We start from the raw sequence: 14,753 nt of genomic DNA on the forward strand, positions 1-14,753 counted from the left end.
CAGTCGGCCCGTCGGGTGGACGAGTGGGGGGAGTACCGGGATGGACGCTCTGAGGCTGATCCGGTCGACCAGGCACGGCCTGACCGAGGCACGCAGCGTGGCGCAGGTGCTGGCCGAGGCCTGGCAGGCGTGTGCGCTGGTCGAGGCGGTGGCTCTGGTGATGGCGTTGGAACTGACCGAACAGGTCGCGCTGGACGGCGGCGGCTGCGGTGCGGTGGAGATCGCCAGGGCGGTGGCCGAGGCGGCCGGCCACGCCGCCGCCTGCGTGGGCCGGCCCCCCGACGACGGGGCAGGGCCCAGCCGGGCGGAGCGGCTGACCCTGCTCGCTGACCTGCCCGGGACCGCCCGCGAGCTGCGGACGCTGGTCCAGGAGACGGCCGAGGCGCTGATCATCCTCGCCTGCGGCGCCAACGAGCAGGAGCTGTACTGGCGCTGCATCGACTCGGTGGACGCGGCGGCGGAGTGCCAGGATCTGGCCACCCAGCTGCTCAGAGCGGTCGACCCGGCCTACCGGGAGCTGCAACCACCGGGTGCCGAGTGGCAGACCGCCGACGCCGCCCCTGACGCCGCTGCTGATGCCGACGAGCCCGAATCATGACGAGGCTGCTATGGATATTCAACGTGCGGTGGTGGCGCCTGGAGATCGGCGTCGAGCCGTACCAGGTCGGCGTTCAGCTCGGCGAGCAGCTGCTCCATCTGTGCGAGCAGGTTCTGCGGGGCGGGGGCGGGGGCGGCGGCGGGCTCGGGCGAGAGGACGCCCGCCCCCTCCGGTACGACGGATGCCTCGGACATGGTGGACGCGCCCCTTCTGGAATGCGGCGGACGGGTCCGGCGGGTCGTGCCGGTCCCGAGCAGGCCAACGAGCCGCACCCCGGACCGGTCACTGTCCGTCACACCCACGAGGGACGGCCCCGCCCGCCGCCACCACGTCAGTTGTGCGTGTGCAGCTCGGCGTTGAGGCCGCCCCAGGAGCCGCTGCGGGCGATGACCTCGACCGCGCCGCTCTGCGAGTTGCGGCGGAACAGCAGGTTGTCCTGGCCGGACAGCTCGACGGCCTTGGCCACCTTCCCGTCCGGCAGGGTGACCCTGGTCCCCGCGGTCACATAGAGACCGGCCTCCACCACGCAGTCGTTGCCCAGCGAGATGCCGATCCCGGCGTTCGCGCCCAGCAGGCAGCGCTCGCCGACCGACACGGTCTGCTTGCCGCCGCCGGACAGGGTGCCCATGATCGACGAGCCGCCGCCGATGTCGCTGTGGTCGCCCACCACGACGCCGGCCGAGATCCGGCCCTCCACCATCGAGGTGCCCAGCGTGCCGGCGTTGAAGTTGACGAAGCCCTCGTGCATGACCGTGGTGCCCGCCGCGAGGTGCGCGCCGAGGCGCACCCGGTCGGCGTGCGCGATCCGCACCCCGCTGGGGGCGACGAAGTCGGTCATCCGGGGGAACTTGTCGATGCCGTAGACGGCCAGCTGGCCGCCCTCGGCGCGGACGGCCAGCCGGGCCGCCTCGACGCCGTCGACCGGCACCGGGCCGATGCTGGTCCAGGCGACATTGGCGAGCAGCCCGAAGACGCCCTCCAGGTTCTGCCCGTGCGGCCGGACCAGGCGGTGGCTCAGCAGGTGCAGTCGCAGGTAGACGTCGTGCGTGTCCAGCGGCTTCGCGTCCAGCGAGGCGATGGTCGTGCGCACCGCGACGACCTCCACCCCGCGTCGCGGGTCGGTGCGCAGGGCAGCGGCGGCGCCGGCGCCCAGCGCGGCGACGGCCTCGTCGGCGGACAGCCGTACGGTTCCGGCCGGGCCGGGCTCGGCGGTCAGTTCCGGCGCGGGGAACCAGGTGTCCAGCACGGTGCCGTCGGCGGCGATGGTGGCCAGACCTGCGGCGACAGCGCCGCGGAGGGAGGAGGGTGCGGTTTCGTTCGTCACCCCCGTACGGTACCGACTGGCCCCCCGGGCTGCCGAACCGTACCGGTGTGCGGACATCGCGACCCACGGCTCCGCCGGGCTGACCGGATCGTTCCGCCGCAGGACCCGATCCGACCTGGCTCAATGGTCCTGACCAGGGCAGAGTCATATCCATGACCCGAGCACTGATTGTCATTGATGTCCAGGAGTCCTTCCGCGCCCGCACCGCGGAATGGGCCGAGACCAACAACCCGAAGATCGCCGACCAGGTCGACCGCCTGCTGGCGCTGGCCCGCGACGCGGGGGATCTGGTGGTCTGGGTGCTGCACACGGAGCCCGGCAGCGGTGATGTGTTCGACCCGGCCCTCGGCCAGGTCCGGCTTTTCGACGAGTTGGAGCGGCTGGAGGGGGAGCCGCTGGTCCACAAGACCTCGCACAACGCCTTCACCACCACCAACCTGCAGCAGCAGCTGACCCAACACGGCGTCAGCGAGCTGGTGGTCTGCGGCATCCGCGCCGAGCAGTGCGTCGAGACCACCATCAGGGTCGGCAGCGACCTCGGCTACCAGGTCACCTTCGTCCCGGAGGCCAGCGCCTCCAACCCGATCACCCGCAACGGCGTCACCCTCAGTGCCGAGGAGATCATCCAGCGCACCGAGTTCGCCCTGGCCGACCGTTTCGCGACCATCGCCACCGTCGCCGAACTGGAAGCCAAGGCGGTCGACCGGGGATGATGGCGGCACCATGACCCGCATCCTCTTCCTGCTGGTGCCCGGCGTACACCTGCTCGACCTCGCCGGGCCCGCGCAGGTCTTCTCCACCGCCGCCGACTTCGGCCACGACTACACCCTCGGCTATGTCGCCGAGCAGCCGGTCGTGCTCAGCGCCCAGGGCGTCCCGCTCCAGGCCGGCACCGGCTGGCCGGAACTGGGGGCGGACGACCTGGTGCTGATCCCCGGCTGGCGCGCGCCCGGCCAGGAGCCGGAGTCCAAACTCGGCGCGGACACCCTGGACCGGCTGCGCGAGCACCATGCCGCCGGCGGCACCGTCGCCAGTGTCTGCGCCGGCGCGGACGCGCTGGGCCGGGCCGGACTGCTGGACGGCCGCCGCTGCACCACCCACCACGAATTCCAGGACCGGCTGGCCGCCCGCTACCCGCAGGCGACCGTGGTCCGGGACGTCCTGTTCACCCTGGACGACCGGGTGGTCACCTCCGCGGGCATCGCCAGCGGCATCGACCTCGCGCTGTACCTGGTCGCCCAGCGGCACGGCCCGGCGGCGGCCGCCGTGATCGCCAGGGACATGGTCGTCTACGCCCGCCGCAACGGCCATGAGCAGCAGCACAGCGCGATGCTGCGGAACCGCTCGCACCTGGACGACACGGTCCACCGGGCCCAGGACGTCATCGACGCCCGCTACGACGCCCGGCTCCCGCTCACCGAGATCGCGGTCTCGGTCGGCGTCAGCGAACGCACCCTGACCCGCCTGTTCACCCGCGCCACCGGCCTCACCCCGCTGCGCTACCAGCAGACCCTGCGGCTGGAGCGCGCCGAGCACCTGATCTCGCACGGCAGCACCGTCGAGCACGCCGCCCACACCGTCGGCTTCGAGGATCCCCGGATGCTCCGCCGGCTGCGGGCCGCACATCGGGTGCACGCGACGGCCTGACCGGACCACGGCCATGTCATCCGATGTTGTCGGTGTCCGCGGCCGCTCCTTCGACGATTCGCTCGATCTCACTCATGCTCGGCGTGCCCTGGTCCGCGTACGTCACCGACTCCAGCAGGTTGCCCTTGCGGGTCACGACGAGGTAGACCGTTGCCCCGCGCCCTGCCGTGGAGACGGCCTTCCGTGCGTCGGTCGCGTCACCTGCCCGGGGGAACGACACCTGGGTGAGAAGCAGCGGGAGTGTCCGTCCTACCAGCCGCACCGTGAGGTAGCCGCACGACGCCATGGTCCGCACGTAGTCCGTCCAAGCGGCGTCCACCTGGGCCGTGGTGCCGTAGGAGAGGGTCTCCATCAGACTCGGCAGGCTCGAACCTGAGGTGAAGGCGGCTTCGGCCTGCAGGGGAAGGCGGCGATAGGCGGGATCGCTCACGGCCTCGCAGTGGGAGTCGATGCGTGCGCCGCCGGTGGCGTGCTTCCAGCCGGGCGGCAGGTCCGAGAGCGTGAGCAGGTCTGCTCGGAGCACGGTGTCCTCCCCTTCCACGATCATCGCCGATAGGCTGCTGCCCGGGGAGGGCACCGAGATCCTGACCGGGCTGGCCTTCACGATGGGGTGGGTGACGGTTCCGAGGCGGGAGCATCCCGCGATCGCGGTCACGGCGGACACGACGGCGCAGGCGGCCACGGCCCGGGACAGGACGGCGTGCTGGGGCATGATGCCTCCACTCTCGGCAGACACAACCGACGCCTGCTCCGCCCGTACCTCGTGTACGACGTTAGCTCATGGCGTCGCCTGCTTGAACGGGTCATACGGCATGGAATTCGTTGGACGTCTCAGGTGAGGCGGGCGCCCCCGGCGAGGTCGCGGGCGCGGCGATCGCCGCCATGACGCCGGACGCGAGTCTGACGGCCGCCGGGTTCGGCACGTCGCGCAGCGCCCGCAGGGCCCGGTCGTGCTCCCTGCGACAGGCCGCTGTCGCCTCGGTCAGTGCTTCCTTCCCCCCGGTGTCATCGGCCACTGTGGCCAGCCCGCCCGCCACCAGCGTCTTCCAGGACATGCCGAGTCGCGTCGCCTCGCCCGTCAGCGCCAGGACGTTCTCGGCCTGCAGGAAGGCGGCGCCGCAGGCGTGTCCCACGTCGCGCAGTCGCGCAGCGCCAGACATGCCGTCGGCCGTCGGCTCCCGCACCGGCGCCGGTCGCCACGATGACGTGGCGGCTTGTCACGCCGACGCCGTCGACCAGTGCCCGCGTCGGCATGCTGAGGGCCCCGTCGGTCGGTAGGAGCGTCGCGGTGCCGTCGGTGACGTCCGCGCCGGCGTCTCGCGCGGCGGCGCGCAGCGTGTCGATCAGCTGCCTGCCGTCGCAGCTGATCATGTCTGCCTGGGGTATCAGGCGGGTGTGTCCGCCGACCCGCAGCGCCACCGCGCCGAGCGGTGCCTGGTCGATGCCGGTGGTGTCGAGCAGTGTCCCGAGGGCGGCGGTGGTGGCGCGCGGCAGGGCCACGGTGGCCGACGGCGCGTTCGACGGCGGTCCGGCCAGCAGCACCTTGAGACCTTTGCCGCAGCTGTTCGCCGCCGGTGTGATCAGCGGCGGCGGCCGTCCCGACGCGCACCAGGCGACGATCGCCGCCGCGATCGAACTCGCGACGGCAGCAGCGCGCCGGCCACCCCGACGCTCGCGACGCCGAGCACGCGACGTCGTGACACGCCAGTCGCCGGGTTTCGCTCAGAGGTGCTCAAGGGCTGCGAGGTGGTGCCCTCCACTGATCCCTGGTCCACGGAAATCCCTCCGCCAGACGAACCCATCGATTCAGACAATCACGATGGGAAGCAGCTTGATTCGAGTAGAGAGTAGTGACGGCGGGGTCTCCTATAAATCCTTCGTGGCTTTTATGTGTGAGATCAACAGTCAAGCCAGCAGCCGTAGTTGGTAGTTTTCGAGAGGATTTCTAGCATGATTATGGCCTTTTGTGACGACGATTCACGACTCGGCATCCGCAGTGGTCGCGGCAGTGGTCCTTCTGTATCAATACGTACGCATTCAGAAGGAATGGATAATTCGCTGCCCATGCGGGGCACGGCTCGGACCTCCTGGCGGCTCGGCTGCCGACGGAAACCCGGTGGGGAGTTCTGTCCCGTCCGGCGATACTCGACCGTGTGTTCCTCACCATCAGCGTCTCCGGCTCCCCCGAGCGACCCGCCACCGACCTGGGCTTCCTGCTGTACAAGCACCCGGGCAAGGCCCCAACGTCGCTTGGCTAGGCCGCGGCGGTGAAGTGTTCGAGTGTTCGTGATTGTTCGTCAAGGTTGTTGTGGGTGCAGAGGGTGACGACGGTTGCCGGGTTGCCGGGTCGGTGTGCCTGGGGGAAGAGCTGCAGCTTGACGGTGTGTGTGACGCGGGTGGTGGCGGGCTCGTCGGGTTTCAGGGTGCGGTATCCGGTGCCGCTGCGCTTGGCGGCACGGGGTGCGGCGCGTCCGGGTCGGGGTGTGACGGCCTGGCGGATGAGGTCGGCGCGGACGTCACGGGCCTTGGCGGCCAGCTGGCGAGGGGGGAAAAGCCGTCCCGACGGTGCGTCGGACGGCGGCGAGGGTGTTCTTGAAGCTGATCTCCGCGGCGGGAACGTGGGCCTGCTCGGCGGAGTCGAGGGCCAGCTCGTGGACTGCCTGGTAGACGCAGAGCATCGCCCACAGTTCCTGCTCGACCATGGCGGGGCTGTTCGAGCGCAGGGTGGCGGTGCGCCCGCCGCGCTGTTCGATCTTGATGTGCTTGAAGATCGTCTCGCTGGTCCAGCGGGACGTGTAGAGCTCGGCCAGCTCCTGTGCGGGCGCGGTGACGGGGTCGAGCAGGGTTGTGATCAGGCAAAACAGCTCCGAGGTCTCCTCCGTGGTCCCGTCGGGGCCCCAGGTGGTCGTGGTCACGGTGTACTCGATGACCCGCACCGGCATCCGCTCGCCCTTGCGTCGCCCGCGCAGTTCGCTCAGGTAGGTGCCGTCGGGCAGCACCTGGACCAGCGGCAGGGCGAACGACTGCGAGACGCGCCACAGGAGTTGGGCCCCGGTGGCCGCGGTGTCGGTGCACAGGCCGTAGGCGGGGAAGCCCCGGTCTGCCAGCAGCAGCATCTCTGGCCCCAGCAGGGGCAGCAGCCGCAGCGCCAGGGTCCGCTCGCCGACCGCGAAGGAGTCGAAGACGGCCCCGATCATCGCCTTGGTGCCGCACTCCACCAGGGCCAGCAGTCGTACCTGCGGATACGGCCCCGGGCCGGCGGCGTTCGAGGAGCGCGTGTACGCGGCGGTGTTCTTCTCGCTGTCGGGGACGTCGACCAGGGTTCCGTCCATGGAGGCCAGGCGCAGTCCGCGCCAGAACGCCCCGGTGTGGCGGGCGTCCCCCTGGCGCCGGCGACCCGGTCGAACAGCAGCCGCAGCGGACCGGGCCCCACCCGCGCCCGCGCCTCGGTCAGGGCTCCCGTGGTCGCCGGCCGCCAGGTCTCGCCCGCACGGCGCGGCCAGTTCTCCACCAGCTCGCGCAGCACCAGCCCGTAGCCGTAGCCGGTGAACAGCCACATCGTCAGAACGAAGTTGACCATCAGCGACGAGGGCAGGGACTTGGTCCGCTCCTCCCGCGCCCCGGCCTCATCGACGACGAAGTCGACCAACTCGGGCGTAAAGGTGCGCGACAGCAGCCCCATCCGCAGCCGCTCCGGGTAGCTCTCACCAGCTATGTGATCACGTGGCACAAGATCCAGACCTTAGCCGATCATGAGCTTCCCAAGCGACGTTGGGCAAGGCCCAGTCGTTCCCCACCTCCCACGGCCTCGCATCTATCGCTTAGTTGAAACCCCGATGTTAGGGTCCCTGCATGAACAGCAGCGGCACCCGGGCGCTCCTCGCAGCGCGGATCAGCCACGACACCGACGAGTCGACATCGATCGAGCGGCAGCTTGAGAAGCTGCACCGAGGCGCGGACGAGCGGTCGCTGGTCGTCGTGGATGTGGTCGAGGACCGCACAGTCTCGGGCGCCGTCGACCTGAAGGATCGCCCGTCTCTCGGGAAGTGGCTCACCGAGGAAGGTCGATCGCAGTGGGACGTCCTGCTCGTCACGACCCAGGACCGGCTCTCCCGAGACGATCTTCACTTCGCCGCATTCGTCGGCGACATGCTTCGCTGGGGCAAGCAGATCATCATCCTCGATGATCCGTCCCTGGATCTTTCGACCGTGGACGGCCGGATGATCGCCAACATCAAGGCGGGCATGGCCGCCAAGGAGTTGGAGAAGATCAAGCAGCGCATTACCGACTCCCGTGACTTCCTGCGAAGGAAGGGGCGATGGGGTGGTGGCGTTCCTCCCTTCGGCTACGTCGGCGCTGCTCGTACTGACGGAACGACCGAGTACAAGACCCTGGTGCAGGAACCCCAGTACGCAGAACTGATGCGCGGTATGTCGGAGCGCATCAGGGGCGGGATATCGACGCAAGTCCTCGCGCGAGAACTCAACGCAGCAGGGACGCTCGCCTGGAGAGATCGCCTCAGGATCCTCGCAGGGCGCGAGGCCAAAGGGACGGCTTGGACTCCGGCCGTCATCCAGCGCATCTTCAAGCATCCTTCGTGTGCCGGATTCCTGGCCTACCAGGGAAAGATATTTGAGGACGAGTCCGGCCAGCCCGTCATGATCACTGATGAGCCGATCCTGAAAGCGTGGTGGTGAACCGGTCTGCAGCTCGATGACCAGCCGCTTTCGAGTGGTCGTGGAGTTGGGGTGGCCGGTCGCGGGCAGCCAGCGTGGGGAGTGTTGGTCTGGTCGTGGAGGTGCGGGTGCCGTCGGTGATCGCGTTGCTGGAGGTCCGAGAGGCGCGGGCGCGGGAGGAGTTGGAGTCCTGGCTGGAGATGCTGCGGGAGGCCGAGGTGCAGGCGGAGGCGGCCCGGCAGCGGCTGGAGTATGCGTGGATCGCCCGCGAGGAGGTGGCGCTCATGTTCGCCGAGGGGGCAGTCCCGGCTCGGGAGGGTGACGGGACGTCACCACCAGTGTCGGCCGCGGCGGAGGTGCGGCTGGCCGGGGCCGCTGCGACGCCTACGGTGCTGCGGGAAGGCTACGACGCCCGGCCGCCGGTGTGGCAGACGGGGCTGGGGCCTGATGCGTTGAGCGGTGCATACCGGCAGGTCTTCGAAACGGCGCTGGCCGCATCGGGGCCGGTGACGGTGCAGGAGCTGACGCGGGCGCTGGGGCGGGACGCGGCGCGGTTAAACGAGGTGGAGAAGGTGCGCCACCGCGCCTATGCGCTGGAGGCCCGGGGTTGGCTGCTGCGTGAACGGGGCCTGTTCAGGCCGGCCGCGGGTCCAGGCGCCCGGGGCGGAACTCGGGCCAGTGCAGACGCTCTTTCGCCAGCTTCCGCGTCAGGGTGATCAGGCCGGCCCACCACACCATCTGCGTGTGGTGGTCGGGCCGGCGCTCGTGGTCGCGGTTCAGCCGCCTGGCCCGTGAGAGCCACCCCAACGTGCGCTCGACCACCCACCTGCGCGCCAGCACGACGAACCCCTTGGTCCCGTCCGGACGCCGAACCACCTCGACCCGCACCCCGTGCGCGGCGAACGCCCGGGCCAGGGCCGGGCCCTGGTAGGCGGTGTCCGCCCAGACCAGCTGCAGCAGGCGTCCGGGCTCGGCCATGAACGCCTCGATCAGTTCCGGTGCGGCCACCGAGTCGTGCACGTTCGCCGCGGTGACGGTGACCTCCAGCAGCAGGCCGCCCGTATCGGTCAGGATGTGGCGCTTGCGGCCGTCGCGCAGTTTGTTGCCGTCCACTCCGCGGGTGGCAGCGGGGCAGGTCTCCGACCCGTCCACCGACTGCGCGTCCATGATGCCCGCGCTCGGCTCGCCGGCCCGCCCCTCCCGCCTACGCTGCAGACGCCGTAGCCGCTGGTAGAGCTCGCGCACGTACCCGTGGCGCGACCAGCGCCGGAAGAAGTCGTAGACCTTGCGCGCACCGGGCAGGTCCACCGGCATCGCCCGCCACTTCACGCCGTTGTCGACGAGGTAGCGCACAGCGTCGACCATCTCACGGTGGCAGTAGGCCTCAGGGCGCCCGCCACGGCCCTCCAGCCATGCCGGCACCGGCATCGACGCCTTGACCTGGGCCCATTCCCCATCCGTCATGTCGGACGGGTAGCGCGGGACACGCCGCCCCGCCGCGATCGCCCCGTACTGGTGAACGTAGCAGTCACACGACAGAGTGGCCGAAGTGGCACCGACCTGCGCGCAGGTGGTCAACTGGTACAGCAACGGGCCTCCTGGGCCGGAGGGTTGGTCTCGACAACCGCACTCCTACCAAGAGGCCCGTTCGTCTATGCCCGCCCAGCGGCCAGCACGAACGTTCGAGACACCCCCGCCCGACCTCACCGAACACCACCCGGTTCACCACCACGCTTTGAGTCTTGCTGATTGGCGGGAGACCGCCAGCGTGCTCCAGTCCCGCGGTAGACCCGTCGTTCGCAGTCGGGACGAAACGGCGCTTCTCGTGGGGATCGCCACCTGTGGTGAGTGCGGAAGTCGCGTCTTCCGGCACCAGATCAAGAAGACTTTGAAGAGCGGCGAGGAGCGGGTCTACCGGCGCTACTCATGTACGGCCCGCCACAAAGGACAGCTGTGCAAACTGCCCGTCCATATCGACACCGAAAATCTCGAAGCGGTCTTCTATGACTTTCTGATGTCGGCGATCGGCCTGCTGCCAGAGGTGATCCGGGTGGTCACGCCTGGAGAGGACGTTTCGGCGGAACTTGCTCAAGCAAGGGAACGACTCCTGCGCCTGGAGAAGGATTTCAATGATGGGCGCTATGACGGCGAAACCAGGCAAGAGTCGTACTGGCGCATGCACGACGGCCTCACCACGAAGATCGACGCGCTCGCGGCGACTCCCGTCCGAACTGCGTCAGTGGAGTACAAGCAGACAGGCCGTTCATGGATGGGGAAGTGGGCTGCGATGACCCTCGCGCAGCGCCGCGAATTCCTTTCCATGCACGAGGTCAAAGTCAGAGTCTGGGGGAGAGGTGCGTTCTTCGAGGGTATGCATAGCGCTCTCCTCCACCTGGGGGACTTGAGGGCCATCTGCGAGGCGGCGGGTGTCGCGTACGAGAGGGCGGCCTCCGAGGACTGGCAGATGAGCGGCTGGAACCTCCCGGTGGCTACCTACAAGCGCCTTGTCGTGGAACTGAAGTAGGGCGACGCGTGCGGCGGCAGCGACCCGCCTGCCACGGGAGCCCTGTATCGGGCCGCCCTTCTTTATCCTATCAGCCTCAGGAGCAGCAGGGCGGGACGTTGTCCTGCTGCCTGGCGTATCAGCACTGGAGGAGGTCGAGGGCTTCGGCCCAGTCGTAGCGGTCGCGTCCTCCGCCTGCCTTGGGCGGGTGGGGCTGGTAACTCCCGAACTGGACGCCCATGGCGATGAGTTGTTCACGGCTGCGGGCGTAGGCGGGGTGGGCGGCCTGGGCGGAGTTGATGTAGGGCAGGACGACGGTGGGGATGCCGAGCCCGTAGGCCTCGGTGAGGATCCCCAGGGCCAAGGTGTCGGCGTGCCCGCTGGCCCATTTGGTGATCGTGTTGAGCGTGGCCGGCGCGACGGCGATGGCGTCGGCGGGCGGGAGTGGGCGGGCTTGGTCGGGGGTGCGCCAGGCGGAGCGGATCGGGTAACCGGTCTGGGCCTCGACAGCCGGGGCGTCGAACAGCGCCAGGGCGTTGGGCGTGGCGATGACGCCGACTTCCCAGCCGCTCTCCTGGGCGGCCTGGATGAGCGTACCGACGTCGTCGGCGACACCGGAGGCGCAGACGACGACATACAGGAACCGCTTGGCCTGCTCGGTCACACTGGGACTCCCCACTCCTGGCACAGCTGCCTCAGTTCGGGCACCCTACCGGAGCGGTCACGGGCGGCGAGGTCGGCGACGAGATCACGCACTGCGGGGCGGCGCACGTCCTCCGGAGCAGCATGCTGGGCCAGGCGCAGGGCGTGATGAGCCTGCGGGAGGTTGCCGAGCTGGGAGTGGGCGCGGGCCACGTCCAGCCACAGGGCGGCGCGGCGTTCGGGGCGGGGATGCGGCAGCGCATCAGGGGGGCGGCCTGCTGGAGGGCGGTTCCGGCGTCACCGAAGGCCACGTGCGCGCTGACGGCGTGCAGGGTGAGATTGGTGGTGCTGAAGTTGGCCCAGGAATCGGGGCGGTCGACCTGGACGTAGCGGGCCACGTCGGTGGCCTCGTTAAGGAAGTCCTTGACGGCGGCGCGGTCGCCACCCCGGCTGGCGGCGGTGACGCCGCGCAGCAGGAGCAGTCCGAGCGCGGCCAGGTAGTCGGTGGAGCGGTGGTCGTAGCTGCCGGTGAGTTGGTCGGCAGTGTGGCGGATGGCGGCGACGGCGGCCCCGGTATGTCCTTCGCGGGTCAGTGCGTGGCCTTGCAGGCGCACGGAGGAGGCGAGGGTGACCGGGTCGGCGCTGCGTTCGCCCTCGGCGACTGCGCGGCCGACCGCCAGCCAGGCGCTGCCTACGTCGTTGCGCTTGAGGAGGGTGCTGGCGGCGAGCTGGTAGGCCGTGGCGAGCATGCGGGAGAGTCGGGCGTCGTCCCTGCCGTCGGCCGAGGCGGCGCGCAGGTCGATGATCAGCGCAGGCAGGGTGGCGTCGAGTTCGCGGTAGCGGGCGGTGCAGAACAGGGCGCGGGCCGCCAGGACTCGGGGTTCCGGGCCTGCGTAATGGACGGCCTGGGTCTGTGTGGCGGTCCACCCGGGCATCAGGGCGCGGACCAGCTCTGCCGCCGCACCGACGGCACGTCCCGTGCCGGGTGCTGGCAGGGTGAGGGCGCTGACGCCGGCGGCTAGGAAACTGCGACGGTGCATGTCTTGGATCTCACTGTCCGAGCTGACGACAGGGGCAAGGCCCAGGGCCTGTAAGGGGATGTCGAGGGCCACTGCGACGGCACGTAGGATGTGCCCGTCCTGAGTACCGGCTCGCTCCATCCGCGAGACCTTCGACTGGTGGTAGCCCAGCCGTCCGGCCAGTTCTCCCTGCGTCCAGCCGCGCAGATGCCGAGCGCGGCGGATGACCTCGCCTATCTGCCTCGCGCTCACCTCTCCGCGGTCGTCCGGTCGTAACACGACTCCTCCTGCGGTGAGCGATTCTGTCTCGTGCAACGAGCGTAGGAGGCCCTGGCTATCCCGTATGCGAGATCTGCATACCCGGCGCAGGCCTCGCATGAGGGCTGTCTGCTGTGCACGGAACAGCGGTTGTGTGGCTTACCGCCAGCACACGACTCTCTTCGGAGACTCCATTCGTGAGGAGTTCTCAGTGAACCAGCGACCCCCTTCCCCTCTTGCGCCGAGCAACACCGAAAGCAGGCCCCCTGCCACCTGTGGCAGTGGACAGCTTCCACAGCGCACACCCCGCACGGCCTTCCGGCGCAGCGAATTCGCAGCTCCACCCGCTGGCTGGGACGCCTTCACAAAGCTCACCCCTGCACCAGAAGGCGGCGAGCACGGGTGAGCGCAGAGATGCTCGCGATGACCTGGGTCATCGCCCGAGCCCCGGAGGCAGTATCGGTACTGCGCCGCCGGACTCTCCAGGTCCTACGGCAGTGGTTGCCGGGGGTGTCGGACGAGACGGCGGACGACTTCCAGCTGCTGGTCAGCGAGTTGGTCACGAACGGGGTCCGGTACGACACGAGCCCCCAGCTCACTGTGGGAATGGTGCTCTCGCCCCTCCACGACGAGGTATTCCTGCAAGTCATCGACGGAACAGCGCCCGCTGCGGGTGCCTTCCCGGCTGTACGGCAGGCCGGTGCACTGGAGGAGTCCGGACGGGGCTTGTTCCTGGTGGACCAGTTGACCGGCCATAACTGGGGAGCGGACGCCACCGTGGGTGGAGGCAAGCTGGTGTGGGGCGTACTGCCGATCCCCGAGCCCCCAGCGCCTGCTCCGGTAAGGGGCCGGCCACCCGCCCATCCAGCGCTCCCCAGGATCCGCGTCGAGCACGTACTACCGCTACCGCAGCTACGAGTGGGCCTGGCCGCCTCCTGAACACGTCCGTCCCGCACCCCCTGACCGGACCAGGGCGGACCTGCCAGACGCCACACCGCAGAGCCCTGCTCATGCCACCGCCGCTGCAACACGGCCCGCCGGACGATCTCCGGCCCTCGCAGATTGGTCCACCACCATGGACGTACTCGTCACCGGCGGAGCCGGGTTCATCGGCTCGCACTTCGTCAAGCGCCTCCTGCCCGCCGACGACATCGGCCAGGTCACCGTCCTGGATGCCCTCACCTACGCCGGGCACATCCACAACCTGGGCGAGGCATTCCTCTCTCCCAAGCTGACCTTCGTCGAGGGCAACATCCTCGACCGACCGCTGGTCGACCGAATGGTTCAGCAGCACGACGCAGTGGTGCACTTCGCCGCCGAGTCCCACGTCGACCGCAGCTTCTACGCCGCCGGCACCTTCCTGGCCACCAATGTCATGGGCACCCAGACCCTGCTGGACGCAGCCCAGCGCCACGGCATCGACCGCTTCGTCCACGTCTCCACCGACGAGGTCTACGGCCCGCTGCTGACCGGCTCGGCCGCCGAGGACGCCCCGCTGCGCCCGTCGGTCCCCTACGCCGCTTCCAAGGCCGCCTCCGACCTAATCGCCCTCTCGTACTGGCAGACCAGCGGCGTGCCGGTGTGCGTGACCCGCTCCAGCAACAACTACGGGCCCCACCAGCACCCCGAGAAGATCATCCCGCTGTTCGTGACCCGGCTTCTGAAGGGTGAACCGGTCACACTGCATGGCCAGGGCCAGCACATCCGCAAACTGGTTGCACGTCGCCGACCACTGCGCCGGAATCGAGTTGGTCCTGCGCTACGGCACGCCCGGCGAGGTCTACAACCTCGGAGCCGGAACCGACCTGACCGGCCGCGAGCTCACGGGCATGATCCTGGACGCCTGCGGTGCCACCTGGGAGGCGGTCACCTACGTTCCCGACCGGCCCGCCAACGACCTGCGCTACGCGATGGACTGCTCCAAAGCCGTCCAACTGCTGGGCTACCAGCCCGGCCACGACTTCGCGGCGGGCTTAGCCCAGACCGTGGACTGGTACCGAACGAACCCCGACCGCTGGGCACCGATGCTGCGCAATCCCGCCGCCCAGTTCGAACTGGCCGCACCTGCGGTCCTGGAAGGGTGAT

At 69.6% G+C, this 14,753-nt stretch carries 15 protein-coding genes and 4 pseudogenes; 9 read left to right on the forward strand and 10 right to left on the reverse strand.

Going from position 1 to position 14,753, the window contains the following annotated elements:
* The first annotated feature begins 40 nt into the window (after nucleotides 1–40).
* Nucleotides 41–598: a DUF6099 family protein gene (locus tag ACXKR8_RS35085; RefSeq protein ID WP_458268585.1), complete on the forward strand. Its 558-nt coding sequence runs from the start codon at nucleotides 41–43 to the stop codon at nucleotides 596–598.
* A gap of 8 nt (nucleotides 599–606) precedes the next feature.
* Here the strand turns inward: ACXKR8_RS35085 and ACXKR8_RS35090 are convergent, their stop codons facing one another.
* Together ACXKR8_RS35090 and dapD are read right to left on the reverse strand one after the other, a co-directional pair.
* Nucleotides 607–792, reverse strand: a complete 186-nt coding sequence (locus tag ACXKR8_RS35090; RefSeq protein ID WP_458268586.1) for a hypothetical protein — start codon at nucleotides 790–792, stop codon at nucleotides 607–609.
* A gap of 137 nt (nucleotides 793–929) precedes the next feature.
* The gene (gene dapD / locus ACXKR8_RS35095) at nucleotides 930–1,922 is read right to left on the reverse strand and encodes a 2,3,4,5-tetrahydropyridine-2,6-dicarboxylate N-succinyltransferase (protein ID WP_458268587.1); all 993 of its coding nucleotides are present in this window, start codon (nucleotides 1,920–1,922) and stop codon (nucleotides 930–932) included.
* A gap of 152 nt (nucleotides 1,923–2,074) precedes the next feature.
* Here dapD and ACXKR8_RS35100 point away from each other — a divergent pair, with 152 nt between their 5' ends.
* Both ACXKR8_RS35100 and ACXKR8_RS35105 read left to right on the forward strand, forming a co-directional pair.
* Nucleotides 2,075–2,635, forward strand: coding sequence for an isochorismatase family protein (locus tag ACXKR8_RS35100; protein WP_458268588.1), 561 nt, complete (start codon nucleotides 2,075–2,077; stop codon nucleotides 2,633–2,635).
* Between the two features lie 10 nt (nucleotides 2,636–2,645).
* Entirely contained in the window at nucleotides 2,646–3,569 is a 924-nt protein-coding gene (locus tag ACXKR8_RS35105) for a GlxA family transcriptional regulator (RefSeq protein WP_458268589.1), read from the forward strand.
* A 16-nt stretch (nucleotides 3,570–3,585) separates the two neighbouring features.
* Here ACXKR8_RS35105 and ACXKR8_RS35110 read toward each other — a convergent pair whose 3' ends face one another.
* Together ACXKR8_RS35110 and ACXKR8_RS35115 are read right to left on the reverse strand one after the other, a co-directional pair.
* Complete coding sequence (locus tag ACXKR8_RS35110; protein ID WP_458268590.1) at nucleotides 3,586–4,281, reverse strand: hypothetical protein; 696 nt, start codon at nucleotides 4,279–4,281, stop codon at nucleotides 3,586–3,588.
* Between the two features lie 91 nt (nucleotides 4,282–4,372).
* Nucleotides 4,373–4,729 (reverse strand): hypothetical protein, encoded by a 357-nt coding sequence (locus tag ACXKR8_RS35115; protein WP_458268591.1) that lies wholly within the window; start codon nucleotides 4,727–4,729, stop codon nucleotides 4,373–4,375.
* Between the two features lie 993 nt (nucleotides 4,730–5,722).
* Here ACXKR8_RS35115 and ACXKR8_RS35120 point away from each other — a divergent pair.
* Nucleotides 5,723–5,809 (forward strand): annotated as a pseudogene (locus ACXKR8_RS35120) (hypothetical protein); the annotation flags it as partial.
* A 276-nt stretch (nucleotides 5,810–6,085) separates the two neighbouring features.
* Here the strand turns inward: ACXKR8_RS35120 and ACXKR8_RS35125 are convergent.
* Both ACXKR8_RS35125 and ACXKR8_RS35130 read right to left on the reverse strand, forming a co-directional pair.
* On the reverse strand, nucleotides 6,086–6,901 hold the full coding sequence (locus ACXKR8_RS35125; protein WP_462099961.1) for an IS4 family transposase: 816 nt from the start codon (nucleotides 6,899–6,901) through the stop codon (nucleotides 6,086–6,088).
* Nucleotides 6,902–6,981: 80 nt separating this feature from the next.
* Nucleotides 6,982–7,251 (reverse strand): annotated as a pseudogene (locus ACXKR8_RS35130) (transposase domain-containing protein); the annotation flags it as partial.
* A 170-nt stretch (nucleotides 7,252–7,421) separates the two neighbouring features.
* Between ACXKR8_RS35130 and ACXKR8_RS35135 the strand changes: the two are divergent.
* Nucleotides 7,422–8,267: a recombinase family protein gene (locus tag ACXKR8_RS35135; protein ID WP_458268592.1), complete on the forward strand. Its 846-nt coding sequence runs from the start codon at nucleotides 7,422–7,424 to the stop codon at nucleotides 8,265–8,267.
* A gap of 107 nt (nucleotides 8,268–8,374) precedes the next feature.
* Complete coding sequence (locus tag ACXKR8_RS35140) at nucleotides 8,375–8,962, forward strand: hypothetical protein (RefSeq protein ID WP_458268593.1); 588 nt, start codon at nucleotides 8,375–8,377, stop codon at nucleotides 8,960–8,962.
* Here the strand turns inward: ACXKR8_RS35140 and ACXKR8_RS35145 are convergent.
* Nucleotides 8,880–9,710, reverse strand: a complete 831-nt coding sequence (locus ACXKR8_RS35145) for an IS5 family transposase (RefSeq protein WP_458268594.1) — start codon at nucleotides 9,708–9,710, stop codon at nucleotides 8,880–8,882. The genes ACXKR8_RS35140 and ACXKR8_RS35145 overlap by 83 nt on opposite strands.
* A 361-nt stretch (nucleotides 9,711–10,071) precedes the next feature.
* On the opposite strand from ACXKR8_RS35145, the gene ACXKR8_RS35150 reads away from it, so the two are divergent.
* Nucleotides 10,072–10,770 carry a recombinase zinc ribbon domain-containing protein gene (locus ACXKR8_RS35150; protein ID WP_458268595.1) on the forward strand — a complete coding sequence of 233 codons (699 nt, stop codon included), beginning with the start codon at nucleotides 10,072–10,074 and terminating at the stop codon, nucleotides 10,768–10,770.
* Nucleotides 10,771–10,888: 118 nt separating this feature from the next.
* Here ACXKR8_RS35150 and ACXKR8_RS35155 read toward each other — a convergent pair whose 3' ends face one another.
* From ACXKR8_RS35155 to ACXKR8_RS35165, 3 genes and pseudogenes are all read right to left on the reverse strand, one after another.
* A complete protein-coding gene (locus ACXKR8_RS35155; RefSeq protein ID WP_458268596.1) occupies nucleotides 10,889–11,413 on the reverse strand; it encodes a flavoprotein in 525 nt (174 codons plus the stop codon).
* Nucleotides 11,414–11,444: 31 nt separating this feature from the next.
* Nucleotides 11,445–12,431: a heavy metal transporter CzcB gene (locus ACXKR8_RS35160; protein ID WP_462100761.1), complete on the reverse strand. Its 987-nt coding sequence runs from the start codon at nucleotides 12,429–12,431 to the stop codon at nucleotides 11,445–11,447.
* 105 nt (nucleotides 12,432–12,536) lie between these two features.
* Nucleotides 12,537–12,788 (reverse strand): annotated as a pseudogene (locus ACXKR8_RS35165) (helix-turn-helix domain-containing protein); the annotation flags it as partial.
* A 282-nt stretch (nucleotides 12,789–13,070) separates the two neighbouring features.
* Between ACXKR8_RS35165 and ACXKR8_RS35170 the strand changes: the two are divergent.
* Nucleotides 13,071–13,607: an ATP-binding protein gene (locus tag ACXKR8_RS35170; protein ID WP_458268598.1), complete on the forward strand. Its 537-nt coding sequence runs from the start codon at nucleotides 13,071–13,073 to the stop codon at nucleotides 13,605–13,607.
* Between the two features lie 136 nt (nucleotides 13,608–13,743).
* Nucleotides 13,744–14,752 (forward strand): annotated as a pseudogene (gene rfbB, locus ACXKR8_RS35175) (dTDP-glucose 4,6-dehydratase).
* Nucleotide 14,753 lies beyond the last annotated feature (1 nt).

Source organism: Streptacidiphilus sp. PAMC 29251, from assembly GCF_054208735.2.